The sequence below is a fragment of the Bacillus sp. LSHTCR4 genome, from assembly GCF_057197025.1.
The window spans coordinates 136,195-156,466 of the sequence record NZ_JBXUNO010000003.1 but is presented as its reverse complement, the minus strand read 5'-3'; the positions used below and the strand labels follow the sequence as shown (position 1 = coordinate 156,466).

Annotated in this window: 13 protein-coding genes, 1 pseudogene and 1 other annotated feature; of the genes and pseudogenes, 10 read left to right on the top strand and 4 right to left on the bottom strand. The window is 36.0% G+C overall.

The genetic code is table 11. The features are described 5' to 3' along the window. The first annotated feature begins 12 nt into the window (after positions 1-12). From AC2CGR_RS20365 to tyrS, 4 genes are all read left to right on the top strand, one after another. On the top strand, positions 13-1,515 hold the full coding sequence (locus tag AC2CGR_RS20365; protein WP_484481098.1) for a DUF4077 domain-containing protein: 1,503 nt from the start codon (positions 13-15) through the stop codon (positions 1,513-1,515). 165 nt (positions 1,516-1,680) lie between these two features. Beyond that, the gene (locus tag AC2CGR_RS20360) at positions 1,681-2,076 is read left to right on the top strand and encodes an SET domain-containing protein (protein ID WP_000573649.1); all 396 of its coding nucleotides are present in this window, start codon (positions 1,681-1,683) and stop codon (positions 2,074-2,076) included. A gap of 390 nt (positions 2,077-2,466) precedes the next feature. Further along, a complete protein-coding gene (murB, locus tag AC2CGR_RS20355) occupies positions 2,467-3,384 on the top strand; it encodes a UDP-N-acetylmuramate dehydrogenase (protein WP_001057083.1) in 918 nt (305 codons plus the stop codon). 96 nt (positions 3,385-3,480) lie between these two features. After that, positions 3,481-3,696, top strand: a binding site (T-box leader). A 51-nt stretch (positions 3,697-3,747) separates the two neighbouring features. Continuing rightward, entirely contained in the window at positions 3,748-5,010 is a 1,263-nt protein-coding gene (gene tyrS, locus AC2CGR_RS20350) for a tyrosine--tRNA ligase (RefSeq protein ID WP_131101018.1), read from the top strand. A 190-nt stretch (positions 5,011-5,200) separates the two neighbouring features. Here the strand turns inward: tyrS and AC2CGR_RS20345 are convergent, their stop codons facing one another. From AC2CGR_RS20345 to AC2CGR_RS20335, 3 genes are all read right to left on the bottom strand, one after another. Further along, positions 5,201-6,379, bottom strand: coding sequence for an NAD(P)/FAD-dependent oxidoreductase (locus AC2CGR_RS20345; RefSeq protein WP_000043198.1), 1,179 nt, complete (start codon positions 6,377-6,379; stop codon positions 5,201-5,203). Positions 6,380-6,423: 44 nt separating this feature from the next. Further along, entirely contained in the window at positions 6,424-6,864 is a 441-nt protein-coding gene (locus AC2CGR_RS20340) for a DUF1641 domain-containing protein (RefSeq protein ID WP_001115309.1), read from the bottom strand. A 435-nt stretch (positions 6,865-7,299) separates the two neighbouring features. Beyond that, positions 7,300-7,644 (bottom strand): winged helix-turn-helix transcriptional regulator, encoded by a 345-nt coding sequence (locus AC2CGR_RS20335; protein WP_000760481.1) that lies wholly within the window; start codon positions 7,642-7,644, stop codon positions 7,300-7,302. Positions 7,645-8,017: 373 nt separating this feature from the next. On the opposite strand from AC2CGR_RS20335, the gene AC2CGR_RS20330 reads away from it, so the two are divergent. The 4 genes and pseudogenes from AC2CGR_RS20330 (at position 8,018) to AC2CGR_RS20315 (ending at position 16,048) form a co-directional block, all read left to right on the top strand. Beyond that, positions 8,018-9,181 carry an MFS transporter gene (locus AC2CGR_RS20330; RefSeq protein WP_484481154.1) on the top strand — a complete coding sequence of 388 codons (1,164 nt, stop codon included), beginning with the start codon at positions 8,018-8,020 and terminating at the stop codon, positions 9,179-9,181. Positions 9,182-9,197: 16 nt separating this feature from the next. Continuing rightward, entirely contained in the window at positions 9,198-10,037 is an 840-nt protein-coding gene (locus AC2CGR_RS20325) for an aldo/keto reductase (RefSeq protein ID WP_484481097.1), read from the top strand. Between the two features lie 111 nt (positions 10,038-10,148). Continuing rightward, complete coding sequence (locus tag AC2CGR_RS20320; protein ID WP_484481096.1) at positions 10,149-11,069, top strand: thioester domain-containing protein; 921 nt, start codon at positions 10,149-10,151, stop codon at positions 11,067-11,069. A gap of 575 nt (positions 11,070-11,644) precedes the next feature. Then, a pseudogene (locus AC2CGR_RS20315) lies at positions 11,645-16,048 on the top strand (putative mucin/carbohydrate-binding domain-containing protein). 41 nt (positions 16,049-16,089) lie between these two features. Here the strand turns inward: AC2CGR_RS20315 and AC2CGR_RS20310 are convergent. Continuing rightward, complete coding sequence (locus AC2CGR_RS20310; protein ID WP_000689881.1) at positions 16,090-16,728, bottom strand: NAD(P)-dependent oxidoreductase; 639 nt, start codon at positions 16,726-16,728, stop codon at positions 16,090-16,092. Between the two features lie 300 nt (positions 16,729-17,028). Here AC2CGR_RS20310 and AC2CGR_RS20305 point away from each other — a divergent pair, with 300 nt between their 5' ends. Continuing rightward, positions 17,029-18,459, top strand: a complete 1,431-nt coding sequence (locus AC2CGR_RS20305) for an alanine/glycine:cation symporter family protein (RefSeq protein WP_484481095.1) — start codon at positions 17,029-17,031, stop codon at positions 18,457-18,459. A 332-nt stretch (positions 18,460-18,791) separates the two neighbouring features. Next, positions 18,792-20,231, top strand: coding sequence for an alanine/glycine:cation symporter family protein (locus AC2CGR_RS20300; RefSeq protein WP_087968626.1), 1,440 nt, complete (start codon positions 18,792-18,794; stop codon positions 20,229-20,231). Positions 20,232-20,272: the final 41 nt, after the last annotated feature.

Sequence of the window (20,272 nt, the reverse complement as noted above, 5' to 3'; positions counted from 1 at the left end):
GTGGGGCTTCATATGGAGTGGTTAAAGAGGACTTGTTTTTCTAACCTTGAGAAAGAATCACAGAAAAATCATTTATTACTGTTTATTACGATTTGTAGTTTCTTCCTTGGAATCATCGCGATTGGGTATTACGGATATATTTTTACGGCGAGAGCAATCGCGTTTTGGGTTTGTGGTATTTCTGTCGTTGTATTTGGAACGCTTCTTACTTTTATAGAGGGCATGGAAGCGATGTATAAATATATCATGACATTTATGTTACTTATGATGTCTTTCATTATGGTACAAGCTTTTAATGAAAGCCCAGCTGTATTTCAAATGGTCTATTTTACACTAGCCGTTTCACTTATTTATTTAAGTGAACGTCTCGTTGTAATTCTCGGCGGAGTGGCAGTTGTTATTACATTCATCCTTTGCAGTTATTGGCCGGAGCAATTTTTTGCTTATACAGCAGCATCTGAAGCTGCAAACTTCGCAAGCTTGTTAGCGATCGTTACGATTGCAATGTGGGGCGTCACGAAGATTGGTTCTAACTTGCTGGCTCGTTTAAGCGATGAGAAGCAAGAAGTAATGAGAAAAGCTCAGGAGCTAGAAGAAACGCAAAGGCTTATTGAGGAAACGGTTGTGAAACTAGATAGTAATTTTAATTATTTAAGACAAAATATGAATACATCGATGGAGTCGATGAGTGAAATTAATTTCGCTTTTGAAGAGGTAGCAGTTGGCACTCAATCACAATCAGAGATGATGTATCGTTCGGTAGAAGTATTGAATGATATGGAGGGGAATATTGAACAAATCATTTCTCAAGTAAGAAATGCATCGATTCGTGTTGATGAAAGCTTAGAAATTTCAAAGGGTAGTGTACATACTCTACGAAGTTTTGAAGCGAATATGAGAAGTTTAAATGATGTTGTTTCACAATCAGGAATTATATTTAGAGATTTAATGATGCAATCGAAACAAATTAATGAAATTGTAGATGTAATAACAAATATTTCAAGTCAGACGAGTTTGCTAGCTTTAAATGCAAATATTGAAGCTGCAAGAGCAGGTGAGCATGGAAAAGGATTTGCTATTGTGGCGAATGAAGTATTAAAGCTTGCTGAGGAATCGAATCGTTCTGCGGGCAGAATTCAAGGGATTTTGAAAGAGTTTCGTAATCAAGCAAGTAAGGTAGAAGTGCAGGTAGAGAAATCAGAAAGAGTACAAGAAGAATGTAATGAAATGCTAGTAAGTGTTTTAACAAATGTAACGGATTTAGGGAAGTTTATTGATGAAATTAATGATGTAATGAGAGAAATTGTTGGTCATCAAGAAAATTTCCAAGTTAAAACGACGAATATCGTAAAGGATGTTACACATGCTTCCAATGTAATCCAGCAAACTTCAGCGGCTACAGAAGAAGTGTTAGCAAGTGTGGAAGAAGAAAAACATCGAAATGATACATCTGTGAAGACATTACATACTGTTAGCGAGCAAGTGAAATTGTTAGAAGATATTTTAGAAAAGTAATATCACTTAAAAAGAGCACAAGTTTGTGCTCTTTTTTCATTTAAACGAAGACTTGCTCGGATTTTAATTGCTTTTCTGCTCGTTTTCTGCCAAGCTTAAGGAGATAAAATTCAGCTAATAGCGGAATTAAAATACTTCAAAGAAAGAATTAAATAGGTGACGCATATGATCGAAGTTAAGACTTCTGAACTTAGTGATGGAGAATTTAATAGAGGTGTATTTGCAACTCGTGATATTAAAAAAGGTGAGTTGATACACGCAGCGCCAGTTATCTCTTATCCGAATGAACAGCATGAACACATTGAGAAAACATTACTTGCTGACTACGCATTTGAGTATGGGATTAATCATACGGCAATCCTTTTAGGATACGGCATGTTATTCAATCATTCATATACACCGAATGCGACGTATGATATTGTCTTTGAGAATCATACATTTAACTTCTATGCTTATAAGGATATAAAAGCAGGAGAAGAAATCTTAATCAATTATAATGGTGAAGTGGATAACGATGAACTGCTATGGTTTGATAAAGAAAAAGAAGAGAACGAAAAGTAATTTAAAATAAGTAATGAAAAAGGTGCTTTTACATAGGTAAAAGCATCTTTTTTTGTTGATGAAAATAAAGTAAAGATTACAAAAAAATACCACTTTATTTTCGTGTGGTATAGTAAGATACTGAAGGGTAGTGTTTTGAAAAAGTAATATATTTTACAAATTGTTGTCTTTCTGATGACATGTCAAGTTTAGTAGCCCATTTGGGTTGCTTTATTATGCAATATATATTTTAATATGAGTGGCACCTCTTATAAATTAAGAGGTTAATAGGTGTCTCGAATTGATTTTGGGTACACTGTATCCACCACTTTAGGTTCATTTCATGTATGTGGGGATATTATGGGCCCGTATAACGGGATAAAAAGAATATAGAAATAGAGGAATCGTAAAATGAATATGCAAGAGGTTTATGAATATTTAAGTACGGTATTGCCTGAAGGTCATGTGAAACAAGATGAAATGTTAAAGAATCATACGCATATTAAAGTTGGCGGAAAAGCAGATGTGTTCGTTGCGCCGACAAATTATGATGAAATTCAAGAAGTTATTAAATATGCTAATGAATATAATATTCCAGTTACGTTTTTAGGAAATGGATCGAATGTCATTATTAAAGATGGTGGAATTCGCGGGATTACAGTAAGTTTAATTCATATTACAGGTGTTACTGTAACAGGAACGACAATTGTAGCACAGTGCGGTGCAGCAATTATTGATGTATCACGTATTGCATTAGACCATAACTTAACGGGTCTTGAGTTTGCTTGTGGTATTCCAGGTTCAGTTGGCGGAGCATTATATATGAATGCAGGTGCATACGGCGGTGAAATTTCGTTTGTATTAACAGAAGCTGTCGTAATGACAGGTGATGGAGAGCTACGTACTTTGACGAAAGAAGCATTTGAATTTGGATATCGTAAGAGTGTATTTGCGAACAACCATTACATTATTCTTGAAGCGAGATTTGAACTTGAAGAAGGTGTACATGAAGAAATTAAAGCAAAAATGGATGATTTAACGTTTAAACGTGAGTCAAAACAGCCTCTAGAATATCCTTCATGTGGTAGCGTATTTAAACGCCCACCAAATAACTTTGCTGGTAAATTGATTCAAGAATCAGGACTACAAGGTAAGCGAATTGGTGGAGTGGAAGTTTCTCTAAAACACGCTGGATTTATGGTGAATGTTGATAACGGAACAGCACAAGATTACATCGATTTAATTCACTTTGTACAAAAAACAGTTGAAGAGAAATTTGGTGTGAAGTTAGAGCGTGAAGTAAGGATTATTGGAGAAGATAAAGAATAAAATATACGTATGAAACTGCGAATTATTTTAAAATAATATTTGGGTATTGTTGACAATTTGTTTGCAATTCAATATAATGGCTAATAATTTAACAAATAACATACGTTGAAAGAGCCCAGTAGCAGTTTGTCACTGTTAACGAGAGAGCTAGGGGATGCTGGAACCTAGCACAAACAAACTTGCGAATTACACTCTGGAGTATCTTAGGTAATGCTAAGCGGATTGGCAATCGATATTATTGCTAAGAGTGGTATGAGTAGCTATGCTATTTATACAAACTGGGTGGTAACACGGTGAATAATCGTCCCTATGTCATAGACATAGGGATTTTTTGTTTTTAAAAAATAAAGGGGATGACAAAAGATGAATATCATTGATGAATTAGAATGGCGCGGTGCCGTTAATCAACAGACTGACGAAGAAGGTTTACGTAAGCTAGTAGAAGAGAAAAAGATTTCGCTATACTGCGGAGTTGATCCGACTGGTGATAGTATGCATATCGGACATTTGATTCCGTTTATGATGATGAAAAGATTCCAGTTAGCCGGCCATCATCCAGTAATTTTAATTGGGGGAGCAACAGGAACAATTGGTGATCCGAGTGGACGTCAATCAGAACGCCAACTGCAAACGTTAGAAGTAGTGCAGCATAATGTCGATGCGTTAACAGCGCAAATGAAAAAGCTATTTGATTTTGGCGGAAATAGTGAAGTGAAGATGGTAAATAACTACGACTGGACACATGAAATAAATATTATTGAGTTTTTACGTGATTACGGGAAAAACTTTAGCATTAATAGCATGTTAGCAAAGGACATCGTAGCAAGTCGTTTAGATACAGGAATTTCTTTCACAGAGTTTACGTACCAAATCTTGCAAGCGATGGACTTCCATCATTTATACACGAAAGAAGATGTTCAACTGCAAATTGGCGGTAGTGACCAATGGGGAAATATTACGAGTGGTTTAGATTTAATTCGTAAGTTAGAAGGGCACGAAGCAAAAGTATTTGGATTAACGATTCCGTTACTATTGAAATCAGATGGTACGAAGTTTGGTAAATCAGCAGGTGGTGCAGTTTGGCTGGATCCAGAAAAAACAACACCATTTGAGTTTTACCAGTTCTGGGTGAATACAGATGACCGCGATGTCGTTAAATACTTGAAATACTTTACGTTCTTAACGAAAGAACGCATCGATGAATTGGCAGTGAAGGTAGAAACAGAGCCTCATAAACGTGAAGCACAAAAAGTATTAGCGGAAGAAATGACGAAATTCGTTCATGGAGAAGAAGCATTCCTGCAAGCCGTGAAAATTACAGCAGCGTTATTTAGCGGAGATATTAAATCGTTAACAGCCGATGAAATTGAACAAGGCTTTAAAGAAATGCCAACATTCCAGTCTTCAAAAGAGACGAAAAATATCGTAGAATGGCTAGTTGATTTAGGAATTGAACCATCTAGACGACAAGCGCGTGAAGATATTAATAATGGAGCTATTTCTATGAACGGCGAAAAGGTAACAGATGTGGCTACAGATGTTACGGTAGAAAATTCATTTGATGGACGATTTATTATTATTCGTAAAGGGAAGAAGAACTACAGCCTTGTAAAGTTAGGAGAATAGTTTGTGTGAAAGGATGGGAGTAGGAAGAATACTTCCATCTTTTCGTATACACAATTTGGACATAAAATAATCAGTAAATTTAGATAATTAAAAGGGTTATACGATTCTTCTGCCGAATAAATAAGTTAGAGAAAATTACGGATAAAAATAGCCCGAACCATGCAGGGCATGATTCGGGCTTATATTCAGATTAGTAAGCTAAGCTGAATAGACCTTTAATGTGTGATAAGTAACGAACGTTACTTGCTTCTTTCATTAATGATGCTGGTAAGCCTTTAAGTGGAGTATTGCTTGCTCCAATTGTAGCAACCGCATCTTTACGTCCTAGACTAGCAAGTGTTCCAGAGTTTACAGGTGCGAACTCTTCGAATGCTTTGCCTTCTAGTGCTGCGTATAAGTTGTATCCAATTAACTCACCCATTTGCCAAGCGATTTGTGCAGTTGGTGGGTATGGACGTCCGTCTGGAGCGAAGACAACAGCGCTGTCTCCAGCAACGAATACGTCTTTGTGAGAAGTAGATTGTAGGTATGCATCAACTGTTGCACGACCACGGTTAACTTCAAGACCTGATTCACCGATTAGTGGGTTACCTTGTACGCCGCCCGTCCAAACGAATGTGTTAGCAACAAGTTTTTGACCGTCTTTTAAGTCGATTTCATTGCCAGCAACGTTTGTTACAGGAAGACCAGTTAAGAATGTAACGCCGCGTGCTTCTAGGCTAGTAGTTGCACGTTCGATTAGGTGGTCTGGTAATACTGGAAGGATTTTTGGACCTGCTTCAACAAGAAGAAGTTTCACTTCTTTTGGATTTACACCGTGGCTTTTTGCAAGTTTAGGCATAATGTCAGCAAGCTCACCAACTAGCTCAACGCCAGTTAATCCGCCACCACCGATTACGATTGTAGCATCAGCTTCGTTTTTCGTTTTCGCGTATTCACGAATACGGTCTTCAACGTGTTTGTAGATTTTGTTTGCATCAGCAGCAGATTTTAATACCATGCTGTTTTCTTCTAGTCCTGGAATACCGAAGTAAGCAGTTTTACTTCCTAAAGCAACTACAAGTGCATCGTAAGATAACGTAGTGCCGCCAGCTAGTTTGATTTCTTTGCTATCAACTGAGAATGACTCAACTGTTGCGATTTTAAGATCGATATCTTTACCTTTGAAAAGCTTTGTAAGTGGCATTGCAATTGCTTGCTCAGACACGTTACCAGCTGCAAGGCGGTGTAGTTCAGTGATGATTTGGTGTGTTGGGTATTGGTTAATCACTGTAACTTGTGCTTCTGATTTGCTGTAATATTTACGTACGTTTAAAGCGGCAAGAAGACCGCCATAACCAGCGCCTAAGATGACAATTTGTTTTGACATAGTATGATATCCCCCGTCTTTACTAATTGTTGTTATAAGTTAACTTATTTATTGTTACGTTCTGCACTAATTTGAAGATATGCGTTCACAAAGCGGAACATTTTTTGTGCTTGTGGGTCTTTTAATAATTTTAATAGACCGAACAGGCCGATAACTTCGTTGCTTTCGTCAGCACGATCTTTCGCTTCGATTGCAGTAGCAGCCATGCTTTTCACTGTATCTTTTACAGGTTCTACAAGCTCTGTGATTGCACCAACAGTGTCGCTTTTTAATACTTCATCAGTAGCAACAGTTTGAGCGAAGTCATAAGACTTAGTTAAAATGTTAACAAGCTCAGTTAATTTTGGAAGCTGTTCTACTAGTGTTGTTAATGATTCTTGTACCTCAGGTTTTAACAACTGATCAAGTACATCAAGTTGTCCTTGGCTAGCAGAAATTTGTACAGTTTCTTGTTCTGGCTTTGTTTGAGTCATAGTTTCTGGCATCTCCAATTCTCCTTTACGATAGCAATACTCTTATTTTTGATAAGTAAGATAGTAAACGGTTACGAAACTTTATACAAAGTTTCACAAAACACAATAAAATGCCTTTAAATTTATGACAGCAACTAAGCTGTAAACATAAATCTAAAACCATAACGTCTTACCTATTATTTATGAACTGTCCGATACATGGCTTGTCCGTATAATGGAAAAGCTCCGTTACCGGAAAGTGTATATAATATATATCCTATATTATATACTATATACACCTATGTTAACATAAAAATGATTCCTAATTATTTGATATTGAGCGTATAACGTAGTACTGACAAGGTATGAAAGCGTATAAAATATTTTGTTCCAGTTAGAAATGTACATATATATAAAGAAAAAAAGGAAAAAATGAACAAATTCATGTTCGTTTTTTCCTTTTTCCTATTATTCACCTTCTGCAATTAGCATCGATGTGTTACCTTCTTTTTCAAGATGGCATTCGCCCCAAGAACAAAGAGAATCAAGAATGGATTCTAAAGACCAACCGTAATCAGTAAGAGAATACTCTACTTTTGGTGGGACTTGATTGTATACTTTTCTTTGAATAACACCGTCGTCTTCTAATTCACGTAATTGCTGCGTTAACATTTTTTGTGTAATACCAGGCATTGAGCGTTTTAGTTCACTCGTTCTCTTTGTACCTTTCGTTAAGTGACAAAGAATAACAACCTTCCATTTGCCGCCGATAACTTCTAAAGTCGCCTCTACAGGAATGTTGTATTTCTTCATATGAAACCCTCCCTTTGTGAGTAAAATAAGTTAAATCATACAAATGTTACTTTTTAGTACCTATAGCACTTTAAAGTACGTACTTTTTATCATGTTAAATATGTTTCATAATAGCACATGTAAGAGGCAAATGAGTAGTACGGTACTGAAAAGTGACTATGTTACTTTTTGGTGCCTATAGTACTTTAAAGTGCGTTCTTCAAAAAAAGAATGAAACCATTCATAATAGCATTTGTAGAGATTAAATATATTTTTTAGAAGATAAAAGGGCCTTTTTATCGCACTATTATGATTGGATTTCTTGTAATAAGGAGGAATTCAATTGAGTTCATATACAGTACCATCTTCAGAAGTTCAGACGAACCGAAGAAGTATGTTTGCTTTATTAGCACTAGCAATTAGTGCGTTTGGGATTGGTACGACCGAGTTTATTAGTGTCGGTTTATTACCATCCATTTCAAAAGATTTAAATGTTTCTGTTACAACAGCTGGTTTAACTGTTTCCCTATATGCGTTAGGGGCGGCGGTAGGAGCTCCTGTTTTAACAGCGTTAACGGCTAGTATGTCGAGAAAGACATTATTAATGTGGATTATGGTTATTTTCATTATTGGTAATGGTATTGCGGCAGTAGCAACAAGCTTCACTGTATTAATTATCGCAAGGATTGTAGCTGCGTTTGCGCATGGTGTGTTTATGTCGATAGGATCTACAATCGCGGCAGCAATCGTACCAGAGAATAAACGTGCTAGCGCCATTGCGATTATGTTTACTGGATTAACAGTTGCCACTATTACAGGTGTACCAATTGGAACGTTTATCGGTCAACAATTTGGCTGGAGAGCGTCGTTTATGGCAATCGTTATAATTGGAATTATTGCTTTTATCGCAAACAGCATACTAGTCCCATCTAATTTAAAAAATGGTGTACCTGTATCGTTTCGTGATCAATTCAAACTAATTAAAAATGGAAGACTGTTACTTGTCTTCATTATTACTGCACTAGGATATGGCGGTACATTCGTAACATTTACGTATTTATCACCGTTATTACAAGAGGTAACAGGCTTTGAAGCAAGTACGGTTACGATCATTTTATTAGTGTATGGAATTGCCATTGCGATAGGGAATATGGTCGGCGGAAAATTATCGAATCATAATCCGATTCGAGCGCTATTTTACATGTTCTTGATTCAAGCGATTATATTATTTGTCTTAACATTTACAGCGCCATTTAAAGTAGCTGGATTAATCACAATTATTTTCATGGGACTATTCGCATTCATGAATGTTCCGGGGCTACAAGTATATGTAGTTATATTGGCAGAGCGCTTTGTTCCGAGTGCGGTTGATGTTGCTTCAGCAATTAATATTGCCGCATTTAACGGAGGAATCGCTTTAGGTTCTTATATAGGTGGCCTTGTAACGAATTCTTTAGGATTAATCCATACTGCTTGGGTAGGTGGCCTTATGGTAGTAGCCGCTGTTATTTTAACAGCGTGGAGTATGTCATTAGAAAAACGAGATCAAGCAAAATAAAAGGAGAGAAAATAAAATGAAAAACTTACAAAGTACAACAACATTGCATAACGGTGTAGAAATGCCTTGGTTCGGTTTAGGTGTATTTAAAGTAGAAGAAGGACCAGAACTTGTAGAAGCTGTAAAATCAGCAATTAAAGCAGGATACCGCAGCATCGATACCGCAGCAATTTATGGAAATGAAACAGCTGTAGGTGAAGGAATCCGTGCAGGTATGGAAGCGACTGGCATTGCAAGAGAAGAATTATTTATTACTTCAAAAGTATGGAACGCAGATCAAGGATATGAAACAACAATCGCTGCATACGAAGAGAGTCTAAAAAAATTAGGACTAGATTATTTAGATTTATATCTTGTTCACTGGCCTTCAGAAGGAAAATATAAAGATACATGGAGAGCGCTAGAAACACTTTATAAAGAAGAGCGCGTACGTGCAATTGGTGTAAGTAACTTCCAAATCCATCACTTACAAGATGTAATGAAAGATGCAGAAATCAAGCCAATGATTAACCAAGTAGAATACCACCCTCGTTTAACACAAAAAGAACTACAAGCTTTCTGTAAAGAACAAGGTATTCAAATGGAGGCATGGTCACCATTAATGCAAGGTCAATTATTAGATAACGAAACATTACAAGAGATTGCTGAGAAACACGGTAAAACAACAGCGCAAGTTATTTTACGTTGGGATCTTCAAAATGGAGTAATCACAATTCCAAAATCAACGAAAGAACACCGCATCATTGCAAATGCTGATGTGTTTAACTTTGAATTAACGAAAGAAGATATGGAAAAAATCGATGCGTTAAATCAAAATCACCGCGTTGGTCCAGACCCTGATAACTTCGATTTCTAAGATTACAGTAAGAAAAAAAGAGTGCTTTTATGCACTCTTTTTTTTGTGCATAAAAATAGTTTCTAAATAAATACTACTTAGTATTAAGTTTGTTATTAAGGGGCTGTAGACATGAATATAAAGCAATCGTTCAAACTTTTAGCTATGTTTTTAAGTGTTTTATTTGTGTTATTCCCACTTCAAAAAGCATTCGCAGAAGTTATGGACCATACAAAGTATCAAATGGATTGGAGTTATAGTAAGTCCAAGAAGAAACCAATTCGAACAGAACTTATTAAAACGGCAGATGGCAAAATTGCCTTTTGCTTAAATGTAGATTTGAAATCTCCAAGCGGTCAAGATTTACCGGAAATGGGGAAAGTGGATATTAACGTATACCGTGTATTATTGAATGGATATCCACAAAAGAGTCCACAAGAATTAGGTGTTTCCGATTGGAGAGAAGCGCATTATGCAACGCAGCTTGCGGTATGGAATGCGTTAAAACAAATCGATATTAATGATTTAGATTTCCGTAATAAAAATGTAGAAAAGGTAACGAAAGATATCGTTGCAAAAGCAAATGCTAGTGAAGAGTTACAAGAAATTACGATGAGTGTAACTCCTACAGAAGAACAAGAAGCAGTATTGAAAAATGATTTCTTTGAAACAGGCTTATATACAGTAGAAACAAATGCAAAAAGCGGAACGTATAAAGTGCAAGCAACAGGTGCACCAGCGGGAGCGAAATTTGTAAATGAAAAGGGCGAATCAAAAACAGAATTTAATGTAGGGGAAAAGTTCCGCATTTTAATTCCGAAACAAACACCAGCTGGTGGATTTAGCTTTAAAGTAATCGGGAAATTAACGAAGCTACAAGGGATTGCACATAAAGGTACACCAACAATTCAAAATGCAGTCGTATTACTTGAGCGCAGTGAAGAAGAAACAAGTCCGGAGTTATCAGTGAGCTGGAAAAAAGGAAATGGTCATGATAATAATAAACCACATACTCCAAACGAACCGCATAAACCGAATCAATATAAAAGGTAAAGATGAAAGCATTGGTTTTAACCAATGCTTTTTATATATGAAATTTTAAATTATATGGAAATAATTATTTACTATATAAAGCACTGTTTTAATAGTAGAAAAACTATTTAAAAATAACAAAACATAATAAAATCTGAACGTTACGATTAATAGATTAAATTCACAAAATTGTAACATCATTCTAATTGAAAAGTCTATCAAACAAAGTCTATAGCGTGTAAAATTCAGTTGGAAAAACTACCTATAGATGGTCATATATGAAGAAAATGTAAGATTCTATTGCTGTTTTTATTTTTAGATGTATAGATGACAATACTAAAGTGTATCTTTTACTATTCTCTTTTTATGTACAAAGAGAAGAACTCATCACAAATAGAGAGAAGTGAGGAGGGCATATTACATAAAAATTTTACAATGTAAGAAAGCGAATACATGGAGGGAAATGCGGTAGTAATAGATACAGGTGCGCGAGGTGTTCGTCTATTCATTAAATGTTTTTATAAAAATAATAGGATTTTTTATTAAATGGATTTATAGGATAGTTTCTCTAAATAAAGGAACAGGGGACACAGATTATGTCGAAGAAGAAAAAGAGTAGGGTATTGGTAGCTGGTGTTTGTTTAGCTACGTTGTTAACGCTATATGGACTTGAATTACCTAGGGTGTATGCAGAGATGGCAGTTGAAGACAAGGAGAAACAGCAAGAAGAGCGAGTGTACCAATTGCTGCCAAAAGGTGATGTAGAAGGGATGCGTGAGTTGCATCAGCGTGGAATGAGTTTTTCTCCTTATGAACCAACGGGCATTTATGTAAAGCCAGATGAAGAAGTAGTTATTCAAGTAGAAGGGACTCAACAGATTAAAGCTTATATTGGTACACATTCTTATGAAAAGGAAGAACCTAAACAATTCAATTTACATCCTGGGGAGAATAAAATTTCTTCTTCAAATGGGGGACTATTATACTTTTACAATTATCACAACACAGGAGAAGTAGTCGCTAAAGTGAAAAAAGGTGGTACACCAAATCCTTTATTTATTTTAGGAAAGCATACGACAAAAGATTGGAAGCGTATGTTGGCAGAAAACCCTGATCCATATGCAATAGAAATGAAGGGAGAAAATAGTTTATTAACTATGCATCCTGAAACTGTGGCGGAACATTTGAAGCAAGAAGATCCAGCTGCGCTATTAAAGAAGCACGATGAAATAATTAATATAGAACATAAGATATCAGGTTTATCAAAAGATGGTGCGGGTGTTGCGAATCAAGGTAAACATTCCATTCATTTTGTTGAAGACTGGTATACAGACGATTATATGTATGCGACTTATTATCGAACAGCTTATAGTAAAGGCAATTTAGAGTCAGTACTAAATCTAGAAGAGTTAACTAATGATGGATGGGGGCCTTGGCATGAAGTTGGACATCAACATCAACAAGACACTTGGTTATGGGATGGACTTGGAGAAGTAACCGTTAATATTTATTCTTTGGCAGTTCAAACTACATTCGGTCATAAAACAAGGTTAGAGCAAGAGGGGCGCTATGAAGCTGCATTTGCTTATTTAGGTAAACCGGATGCACAAGAAAAGATGAATGAATTTGAGAAATTAGTTATGTTTTGGCAGTTGCATTTAGCCTATGGGGATCAATTCTATCCGAATTTACATCAAATGTATCGTTTGTTACATGATACAGAACTGCCTAAATCGGATGAAGAGAAAAAGCAGATGTTTATTTATATGACGTCAAAAGTGGCAGGACAAAATTTAATTCCTTTCTTTGATAAATGGGGATTAAGTGCAAATGATGCTACAAGAGAAAAAATTGAAAAATTAAATTTACCAAAATTAGAAAAAGAAATTTGGTTATCTACAGATAGTAATCCAATTCGTGAAAAACAAATTGAGTTATACGAAGCTCCATATGGCGAGCCAAATAATGAAAAAATACAAAATATAGTAATCGGTACTACATATGATGAGGAAAAAGCAAAGGAACTTGTACAGAATTTAGGAGAAGGTGTAAAGACAACAGGTGTGATTATGCAAGATAAGCCTGAAGTTGGAGAAAAAACTGTAAAAGTAGAAATTGTAGATGGAAAAGGAAATAAGAATTTCATTCCAGTTGTAGTGAATGTTGGATATGGGGATAGCCTACTTGTATATGGATTGAACTATACCTGGGGGGGAGACTTGAAGTCAACCGTAACTCTACATCATGGTACGAAAACATTTAGTGCAACAGATACAAAAAATTTAATTCACGATTACTTTAAAGATGAAAAGTATTTTGAGTTCACGCTGTACGATAAAGAAGGAAGAGAGAAGAAAAATGTAGCGGTAAAAGGCTTGGAGAATACAGAAGCTTTTGCCAAGGAATTAAATGGGTTAGCATTTGAATATGGTGATGTGGTGAAAGTATATCATGCAGAGTCTTCACGTTTACATTGGTATCAAAAAGGTTTATATGTGGGAGAAGGGAAAAATAAAGAAATAAAAGAATTATTCTTCAAAATTACTGAAAATGGATTTGAAAGAGTAAAATCATTGCAAGAAGTAACAGCAAAGCCACAAACAGTAGTAGTCGGAACAGAAGTAGAAAAGCTAGAAGCGAAAAACTTTGTTGAAGTGAAAGACGGAGAGGTAATTGGCTTTGTAGAAAAACCAACTACAACGAAAATCGGAAAACAAACAGCAAAAGTAGAAACGAAAGATCGTTTTGGAAATAAGCAAGTAACAGAAGTTCCAGTAGAAGTGGTTTATGGAGATAGTATTGCATATGCAGGATATGGCGATGATATTGCTTCAATCGTAACTTTAAAGCACGAAGAGAAGAGATTTCATGCAACTGATATGGATAGCGAAATTCATGAGTATTTTAATAAAGAGCTATACATGGGGATCACGTTATACGATGGAGAAGGAAAAGAGAAAAAACATGTAACAGCAGAGGGACAAGAAACATCAGAGAACTTTGCGAAGCAAGTGAATGGTATGCAGTTCGAGTATGGAGATGTAGTGAAAGTATTCCACGCAGAACCGAATCGCTTGAAATGGTATCAAAATAATAACCTTACTGGTCAAGGTGAGAAAAAAGGGGCAAAAGAACTATTCTTCAAAGTGACAGAAAAAGGCTTTGAGAGAATGGATATGTTGCAAGAAGTAACAGCGAAACCTCAACAAGTAGTAGTCGGAACAGATGTTGAAAAGTTAGATCCAAAAGCTTTTGTTGAAGTGAAAGATGGAGAAGTAATTGGTTTTGTAGAGAAACCAATTACAACAAAAATCGGTGAACAAAAAGTAAAAGTAGAGACGAAGAATCGTTTTGGAAATAAGAAAGTGACAGAAGTACCATTAGAAGTGACGTATGGAGATAGTATTGCATATGTGGGATATGACAATGATATTGCTTCAATCGTAACGTTAAAGCATGATGATAAGAAATTCCATGCGACTGATATGGATAGTCAAATACATAAATATTTTGATGAAGAGCTATACATGGGAATCACGTTATATGATGGAGCAGGAAAAGAGAAAAAACATGTAACGGCAGAAGGGCAAGAAACTTCAAAGAACTTTGCGAAGCAAGTGAATGGTATGCAGTTCGAGTATGGAGATGTAGTGAAAGTATTTCATGCGGAACCAGATCGTTTGAAATGGTATCAAAATAACAATCTTACTGGTCAAGGTGAGAAAAAAGGGGCAAAAGAACTATTCTTCAAAGTGACAGAAAAAGGCTTTGAGAAAATGGATATGTTGCAAGAAGTAATAACAGTACCGCAAAAAGTAGTAATCGGAACAAATGCTGAAAAGTTGAATGCAAAAGACTTTGTTCAAGTGAAAGATGGAGAAGTAGTAGGTTTTGTAGAAAAACTGAATACAACAAAAATCGGTGAACAAAAAGTAAAAGTAGAAACGAAAGATCGCTTTGGTAATAAAAAAGTGACAGAAGTTCCTGTAGAAGTAATTTACGGAGATAGCATTATGTTCTTCGGTACATGGTACGGCGGAACGAATATTAAATCGATTGTTACATTAAATCATGAAGAAAAGAAATTTAGCATAACAGATTCAGAAGGTCCGATGCATACTTCATTTGCAGATGAGAAGTATATGGGGATGACTGTATATGATAAAGATGGAAAAGAGAAGAAAGCTTTATCAGTAAAAGCATCGGAGAATACGAAAGTATTTGCAGAACAATTTAATGGAATGACTTTTGAATACGGTGATGTAGCAAAGGTATACCAAAGAGAGTTTGATAGATTTAAAGTGTATAAAAAGAATGAACTAATGAATGCGCAGTATGGTGTTCATGAAGTATCCTTTAAAGTGACAGAGCAAGGTTTCGAGAGAATGGAAGCGTAACAAGAAGTAACAGCTATACCGCAAAAAGTAGTAATCGGAACAAACAGTGAAACGTTAGATGCAAAAAACTTTGTTGAAGTAAAAGATGGAGAAGTAATTGGTTTTGTAGGAAAACTAGATACATCAAAAATCGGTAAACAAACAGTAAAAGTAGAAACGAAAGACCGTTTTGGCAATAAGAAAGTAACGGAAGTGCCAGTAGAAGTAACATATGGAGATAGTATTGTATATCAAGGGCTTAGTAATGTTGTTCGTTCTATTGTAACGTTAAATCATGATGATAAGAAACTACATGTAACGTCTACAAATGAACAAATTCATAGTTACTTTAACAATGAATTATACATGGGAATTACGTTATATGATAAAAACGGAAAAGAGAAAAAGCATGTAACTGCGGAAGGGCAAGAAACTTCAAAGAATTTTGCAGAACAAGTAAACGGTACGCCATTCCAGTATGGGGATACGATAAAAGTGTATCATGCAGAATCTGATCGTTTAAGTTGGTATAAAACTGGTGAGTTACTTGGAAAAGGAGACGCGAAGAAATTTAAAGAGACTTCCTTCAAGATTACTCTGAATGGCTTAGAACAAGTAAAATAATAAAAAGCTCGTAAAACATAATGTTTTACGAGCTTTTTTTATTATTCAGCTTCAGAAACTACTGTGAAGCGTTCGTTTACATGTTTTGGATTTTCGATTTCATCAAGTGCTGCTACTGCGAAGTCTTCGTAACTTACGTAGCTATCACCTTTTGCGTTCACAAGAAGATTGTCTTTACCAGCTTTGTAAGAACCAGTACGTTTTCCTAATGCGAATAGTGCAGAGGGGCTGATGAATGTCCAAGTGATGTCATTTGTTTGTTGCAGAATTTCTAAGTTTTTACCTTGGTTTTGAGCAGTTGCAAGGTATTCTTTCGGGAAACCTGGTGTCTCAAATACACGTGTTGTTTTCTCTTCGTCTACAAATAAGCTTCCAGCGCCCCCAACTACAAGTAATTTTGTATTTGGTGCACCTTTCATAGCTTCAATAAGTACGTTTCCTGCATCTACGTGAAGGTGTTCTTCGCCTGCTGGAGCACCGAATGCATTTACAACTACATCGAATGCTTGTAAGTCGTTAGATGTAAGAGAGAATACATCTTTCTCTAAAACTTTTACATTGTCTTCTGTAATTTTTGCAGCGTTTCTTACGATTGCAGTTACTTCATGTCCGCGATCCAATGCTTCTTTTAAAATACGACTTCCTGCTTTACCAGTTGCTCCGATAATTCCGATTTTCATAATAAATCCCTCCAAAGTGTTTTGTTAAAGTGTATATCTGAAAGTAAATGAATTTGTTGTAATCAGATTTGTTACAACCCGTTGTAATGATTATAGTTACAGGTTAGTGTTTTTGTCAATAGGGTTGTTTGTGAATTTATTTTTGGTTTTAGTATGCACAGTTAGAGGGAGGGTAGTCATAAAGATATTGTTACTGTGAGCCTGGCTAATATTTGGAAATTGCAAATTGTCGAAAAATGTTGATTTTTGAATGTTTTTTAAATATAATTCGTTTTATGGAGAAAAGGAGGGGTTAATTGTATGAATATTTTAGAGCAATTTATTTCATCAACAAATACAATTCTTTGGTCATATATTCTTATTGCGATGTTAATTGGTTTAGGTCTTTATTTTTCTATTAAATTGAAATTCGTACAACTTACTCATTTAGGGGAAATGGTTCGACTAATGAGTGATGGATTAACTGGAAAGACGCGTAAAAAAGGTAGTGTATCTTCTTTCCAAGCGTTTTGTATGAGTTCAGCAGCTCGTATTGGTATCGGTAACTTAGCTGGTGTAGCATTAGCTATATCTATGGGAGGACCTGGAGCTGTATTTTGGATGTGGGTTATTGCGATTATTGGGGCTTCTTCAAGTTTCGTAGAAAGTACGCTTGCGCAAATTTATAAAGTAAAAGATGGCAGTGGCTTCCGTGGTGGTCCTGCTTATTATATGGAAAAAGGTTTAAATAAGCGTTGGATGGGAATTTGGTTTTCTATCCTTATTACAGTTAGTTACGGTTTAATTTTTAACTCAGTACAAGCGAATACAGTAACATTAGCGTTTGAAAATGCATTTGGTTTAGAGCGTTATATTGTTGGTATTGTATTAGCTGCATTAGTTGCGGTTATTATTTTTGGTGGTGTAAAAAGTATTGCACGTATGTCAGAAATGATTGTTCCGCCAATGGCGCTTATTTATATTGCTGTAGCTATTTTTGTTGTCATTAAAAACTTCTATTTAATACCAGATGTGTTTACGGAAATCTTTAAAGGTGCATTCGGTTTAGATTCAGCTGTAGGTGGCGGTATCGGTGCGGCGATGAAATATGGTATTCAGCGCGGATTATTTGCGAACGAAGCAGGTATGGGGAGTGCGCCGAACGCGGCAGCCACAGCGGATGTAACGCATCCAGCGAAACAAGGTTTTATTCAAACAATCGGCGTTTTAGTAGATACATTCTTAGTATGTACATCAACAGCATTTATCGTACTATGTTCTGGTGCATATAAAGCAACAAATTTAGAAGGTATTGAATTAACACAAAATGCGTTAAGTTCACAAATCGGTCCATGGGCAAGCAGTTTCTTAGCGATTATTATTTTCTTATTTGCATTTAGTTCGCTTTTAGGAAACTACTATTATGGTGAAACGAATATTGAATTCATTAAACAAAGCAAAACGTGGTTAACAATTTACCGTATTGCGGTAGTTGGAATGGTATTATTCGGTTCTGTAGCAACGCTTCAAGTTGTATGGAATATGGCAGATTTATTTATGGGTCTAATGGTAATTACCAACTTAATTGCGATTACACTTCTTGGACGATTTGCATATGCTACATTGGCAGACTATGTAAGGCAAAAGAAACAAGGGAAAGATCCAGTCTTCCGTGCAGATTCTATTCCGGGTTTAACGAACACAGAGTGTTGGGATAAGTCAGCAGTAACGGATAAAGAAAAAGCAGTATAATAAAAAGGCGAGCATCGAGATGAATTCGGTGCTCGTTTTTTTGTTGTAGTAAATGATGAAAAGAGTGAGAGGTAATGATTAATATAATTTTTATTTGTTCATTTCTCATGCTATTTGTAGAGAACGTACTGTCTTAAAGGTATGACTGGTCGCATAGGGTGAGTAATTTAGTCTTGGATAAATGCGCGTACTGGTTATAATTTTACGTAAAAAAACACGTATGTTAAATAAGTTAACTCTATCATGTTAGAAAACCTGACATAAAGCTCTTGATTACTAAGAGTTTTTAGAATATAATTTTCTTATTGTTAGGAAGAGGGGGCAATGCAATTATGGATTTTTTAGCTAAGGTAATTGGGGATGTGAATAATGTCCTTTGGTCATATATCATTATTGCGATGTTAATTGGGTTAGGACTCTATTTTTCATTTCGTGTGAAATTTGTCCAAGTTCGTTACTTCGGTGAAATGATTCGATTGCTTGGGGATGGGGCAAGCTCGAAAACGAGGAAGGCGCAAAAAGAGAAGAGCGGTGTATCGTCATTCCAAGCATTTTGTATGAGTACAGCTTCTCGTGTAGGTACTGGTAACTTAGCTGGTGTAGCTATCGCAATCTCAGCAGGTGGACCAGGAGCAGTATTTTGGATGTGGTTAATCGCGGTAATTGGGGGTGCTTCTGCATTTGTAGAGAGCACATTAGCGCAAATTTATAAAGTAAAAGATGGAAATGCGTTCCGTGGTGGCCCAGCTTATTATATGGAAAAGGGTTTAAATAAGCGCTGGCTTGGAGCTATTTTCTCTGTTTTAATAACAGTAAGTTTCGGATTAATTTTTAATGCTGTACAGTCTAATACTGTAGCGGCTGCTTTTGATGGGGCATTCAAAACAGACAGTAGATTAGTAGGTCTTGTAATGGCTGGTTTACTAGCAGTTATTATCTTCGGCGGAGTAAAACGAATTGCACGCGCGGTTGAAATGATTGTTCCAGTAATGGCAATTATTTATGTAGCAGTGGCATTATTCGTTGTTGTAACAAACATTACGGCAATTCCGTATGTATTTAAAGAAATTTTCTTACATGCTTTCGGAATTAAAGAAGTAGTAGGTGGAGGATTAGGAGCTGCGATTTTATTAGGGGTAAAACGCGGATTATTCTCAAATGAAGCAGGTATGGGTAGTGCGCCGAACGCGGCTGCGACTGCAAACGTAACGCATCCAGTTAAACAAGGTTTCATTCAAACTTTAGGGGTATTTACAGATACATTATTAATTTGTAGTTGTACAGCATTTATTATTCTTTTATCAGATGTGCATAATGCAGCTGATTTAAATGGTATACAATTAACACAACAAGCGTTAAGTCAGCATATCGGCCCGTGGGCTTCTATATTTGTAGCAGTAGCAATCTTCTTGTTTGCATTCAGTTCATTAGTAGGTAACTACTACTATGGGGAAACAAATATTGAATTCTTAAATGGAAGTAAAGTGCTATTAAATGCATACCGCATTGCTGTACTTGGTATGGTTATGTTAGGGTCTGTAGCAACAATTCAAATCGTTTGGGATTTAGCAGATCTATTTATGGGAATTATGGCTGTTATTAACTTAGTGGCAATCGTATTCCTTTCTAAGTACGCTTTCGCAGCGTTATCAGATTATATTAAGCAGAAGAAACAAGGAAAAGATCCAGTCTTCTATGCAAATTCTATTCCTGGTCTGAAAAACACAGAGTGCTGGGATGAGCAAGTAGCAGATAAAGAAAAAGCGGTATAATGAGATGAGCATCAAGTGAAACTTGATGCTCTTTTTTTGTT

Bases quoted from the DNA above. Each gene is read 5' to 3' on its own strand.
- AC2CGR_RS20365 (WP_484481098.1), top strand. From the start codon at position 13: ATGGAGTGGTTAAAGAGGACTTGTTTTTCTAACCTTGAGAAAGAATCA.
- AC2CGR_RS20360 (WP_000573649.1), top strand. From the start codon at position 1,681: ATGATCGAAGTTAAGACTTCTGAACTTAGTGATGGAGAATTTAATAGA.
- murB (WP_001057083.1), top strand. From the start codon at position 2,467: ATGAATATGCAAGAGGTTTATGAATATTTAAGTACGGTATTGCCTGAA.
- tyrS (WP_131101018.1), top strand. From the start codon at position 3,748: ATGAATATCATTGATGAATTAGAATGGCGCGGTGCCGTTAATCAACAG.
- AC2CGR_RS20345 (WP_000043198.1), bottom strand. From the start codon at position 6,379: ATGTCAAAACAAATTGTCATCTTAGGCGCTGGTTATGGCGGTCTTCTT.
- AC2CGR_RS20340 (WP_001115309.1), bottom strand. From the start codon at position 6,864: ATGCCAGAAACTATGACTCAAACAAAGCCAGAACAAGAAACTGTACAA.
- AC2CGR_RS20335 (WP_000760481.1), bottom strand. From the start codon at position 7,644: ATGAAGAAATACAACATTCCTGTAGAGGCGACTTTAGAAGTTATCGGC.
- AC2CGR_RS20330 (WP_484481154.1), top strand. From the start codon at position 8,018: ATGTTTGCTTTATTAGCACTAGCAATTAGTGCGTTTGGGATTGGTACG.
- AC2CGR_RS20325 (WP_484481097.1), top strand. From the start codon at position 9,198: ATGAAAAACTTACAAAGTACAACAACATTGCATAACGGTGTAGAAATG.
- AC2CGR_RS20320 (WP_484481096.1), top strand. From the start codon at position 10,149: ATGAATATAAAGCAATCGTTCAAACTTTTAGCTATGTTTTTAAGTGTT.
- AC2CGR_RS20310 (WP_000689881.1), bottom strand. From the start codon at position 16,728: ATGAAAATCGGAATTATCGGAGCAACTGGTAAAGCAGGAAGTCGTATT.
- AC2CGR_RS20305 (WP_484481095.1), top strand. From the start codon at position 17,029: ATGAATATTTTAGAGCAATTTATTTCATCAACAAATACAATTCTTTGG.
- AC2CGR_RS20300 (WP_087968626.1), top strand. From the start codon at position 18,792: ATGGATTTTTTAGCTAAGGTAATTGGGGATGTGAATAATGTCCTTTGG.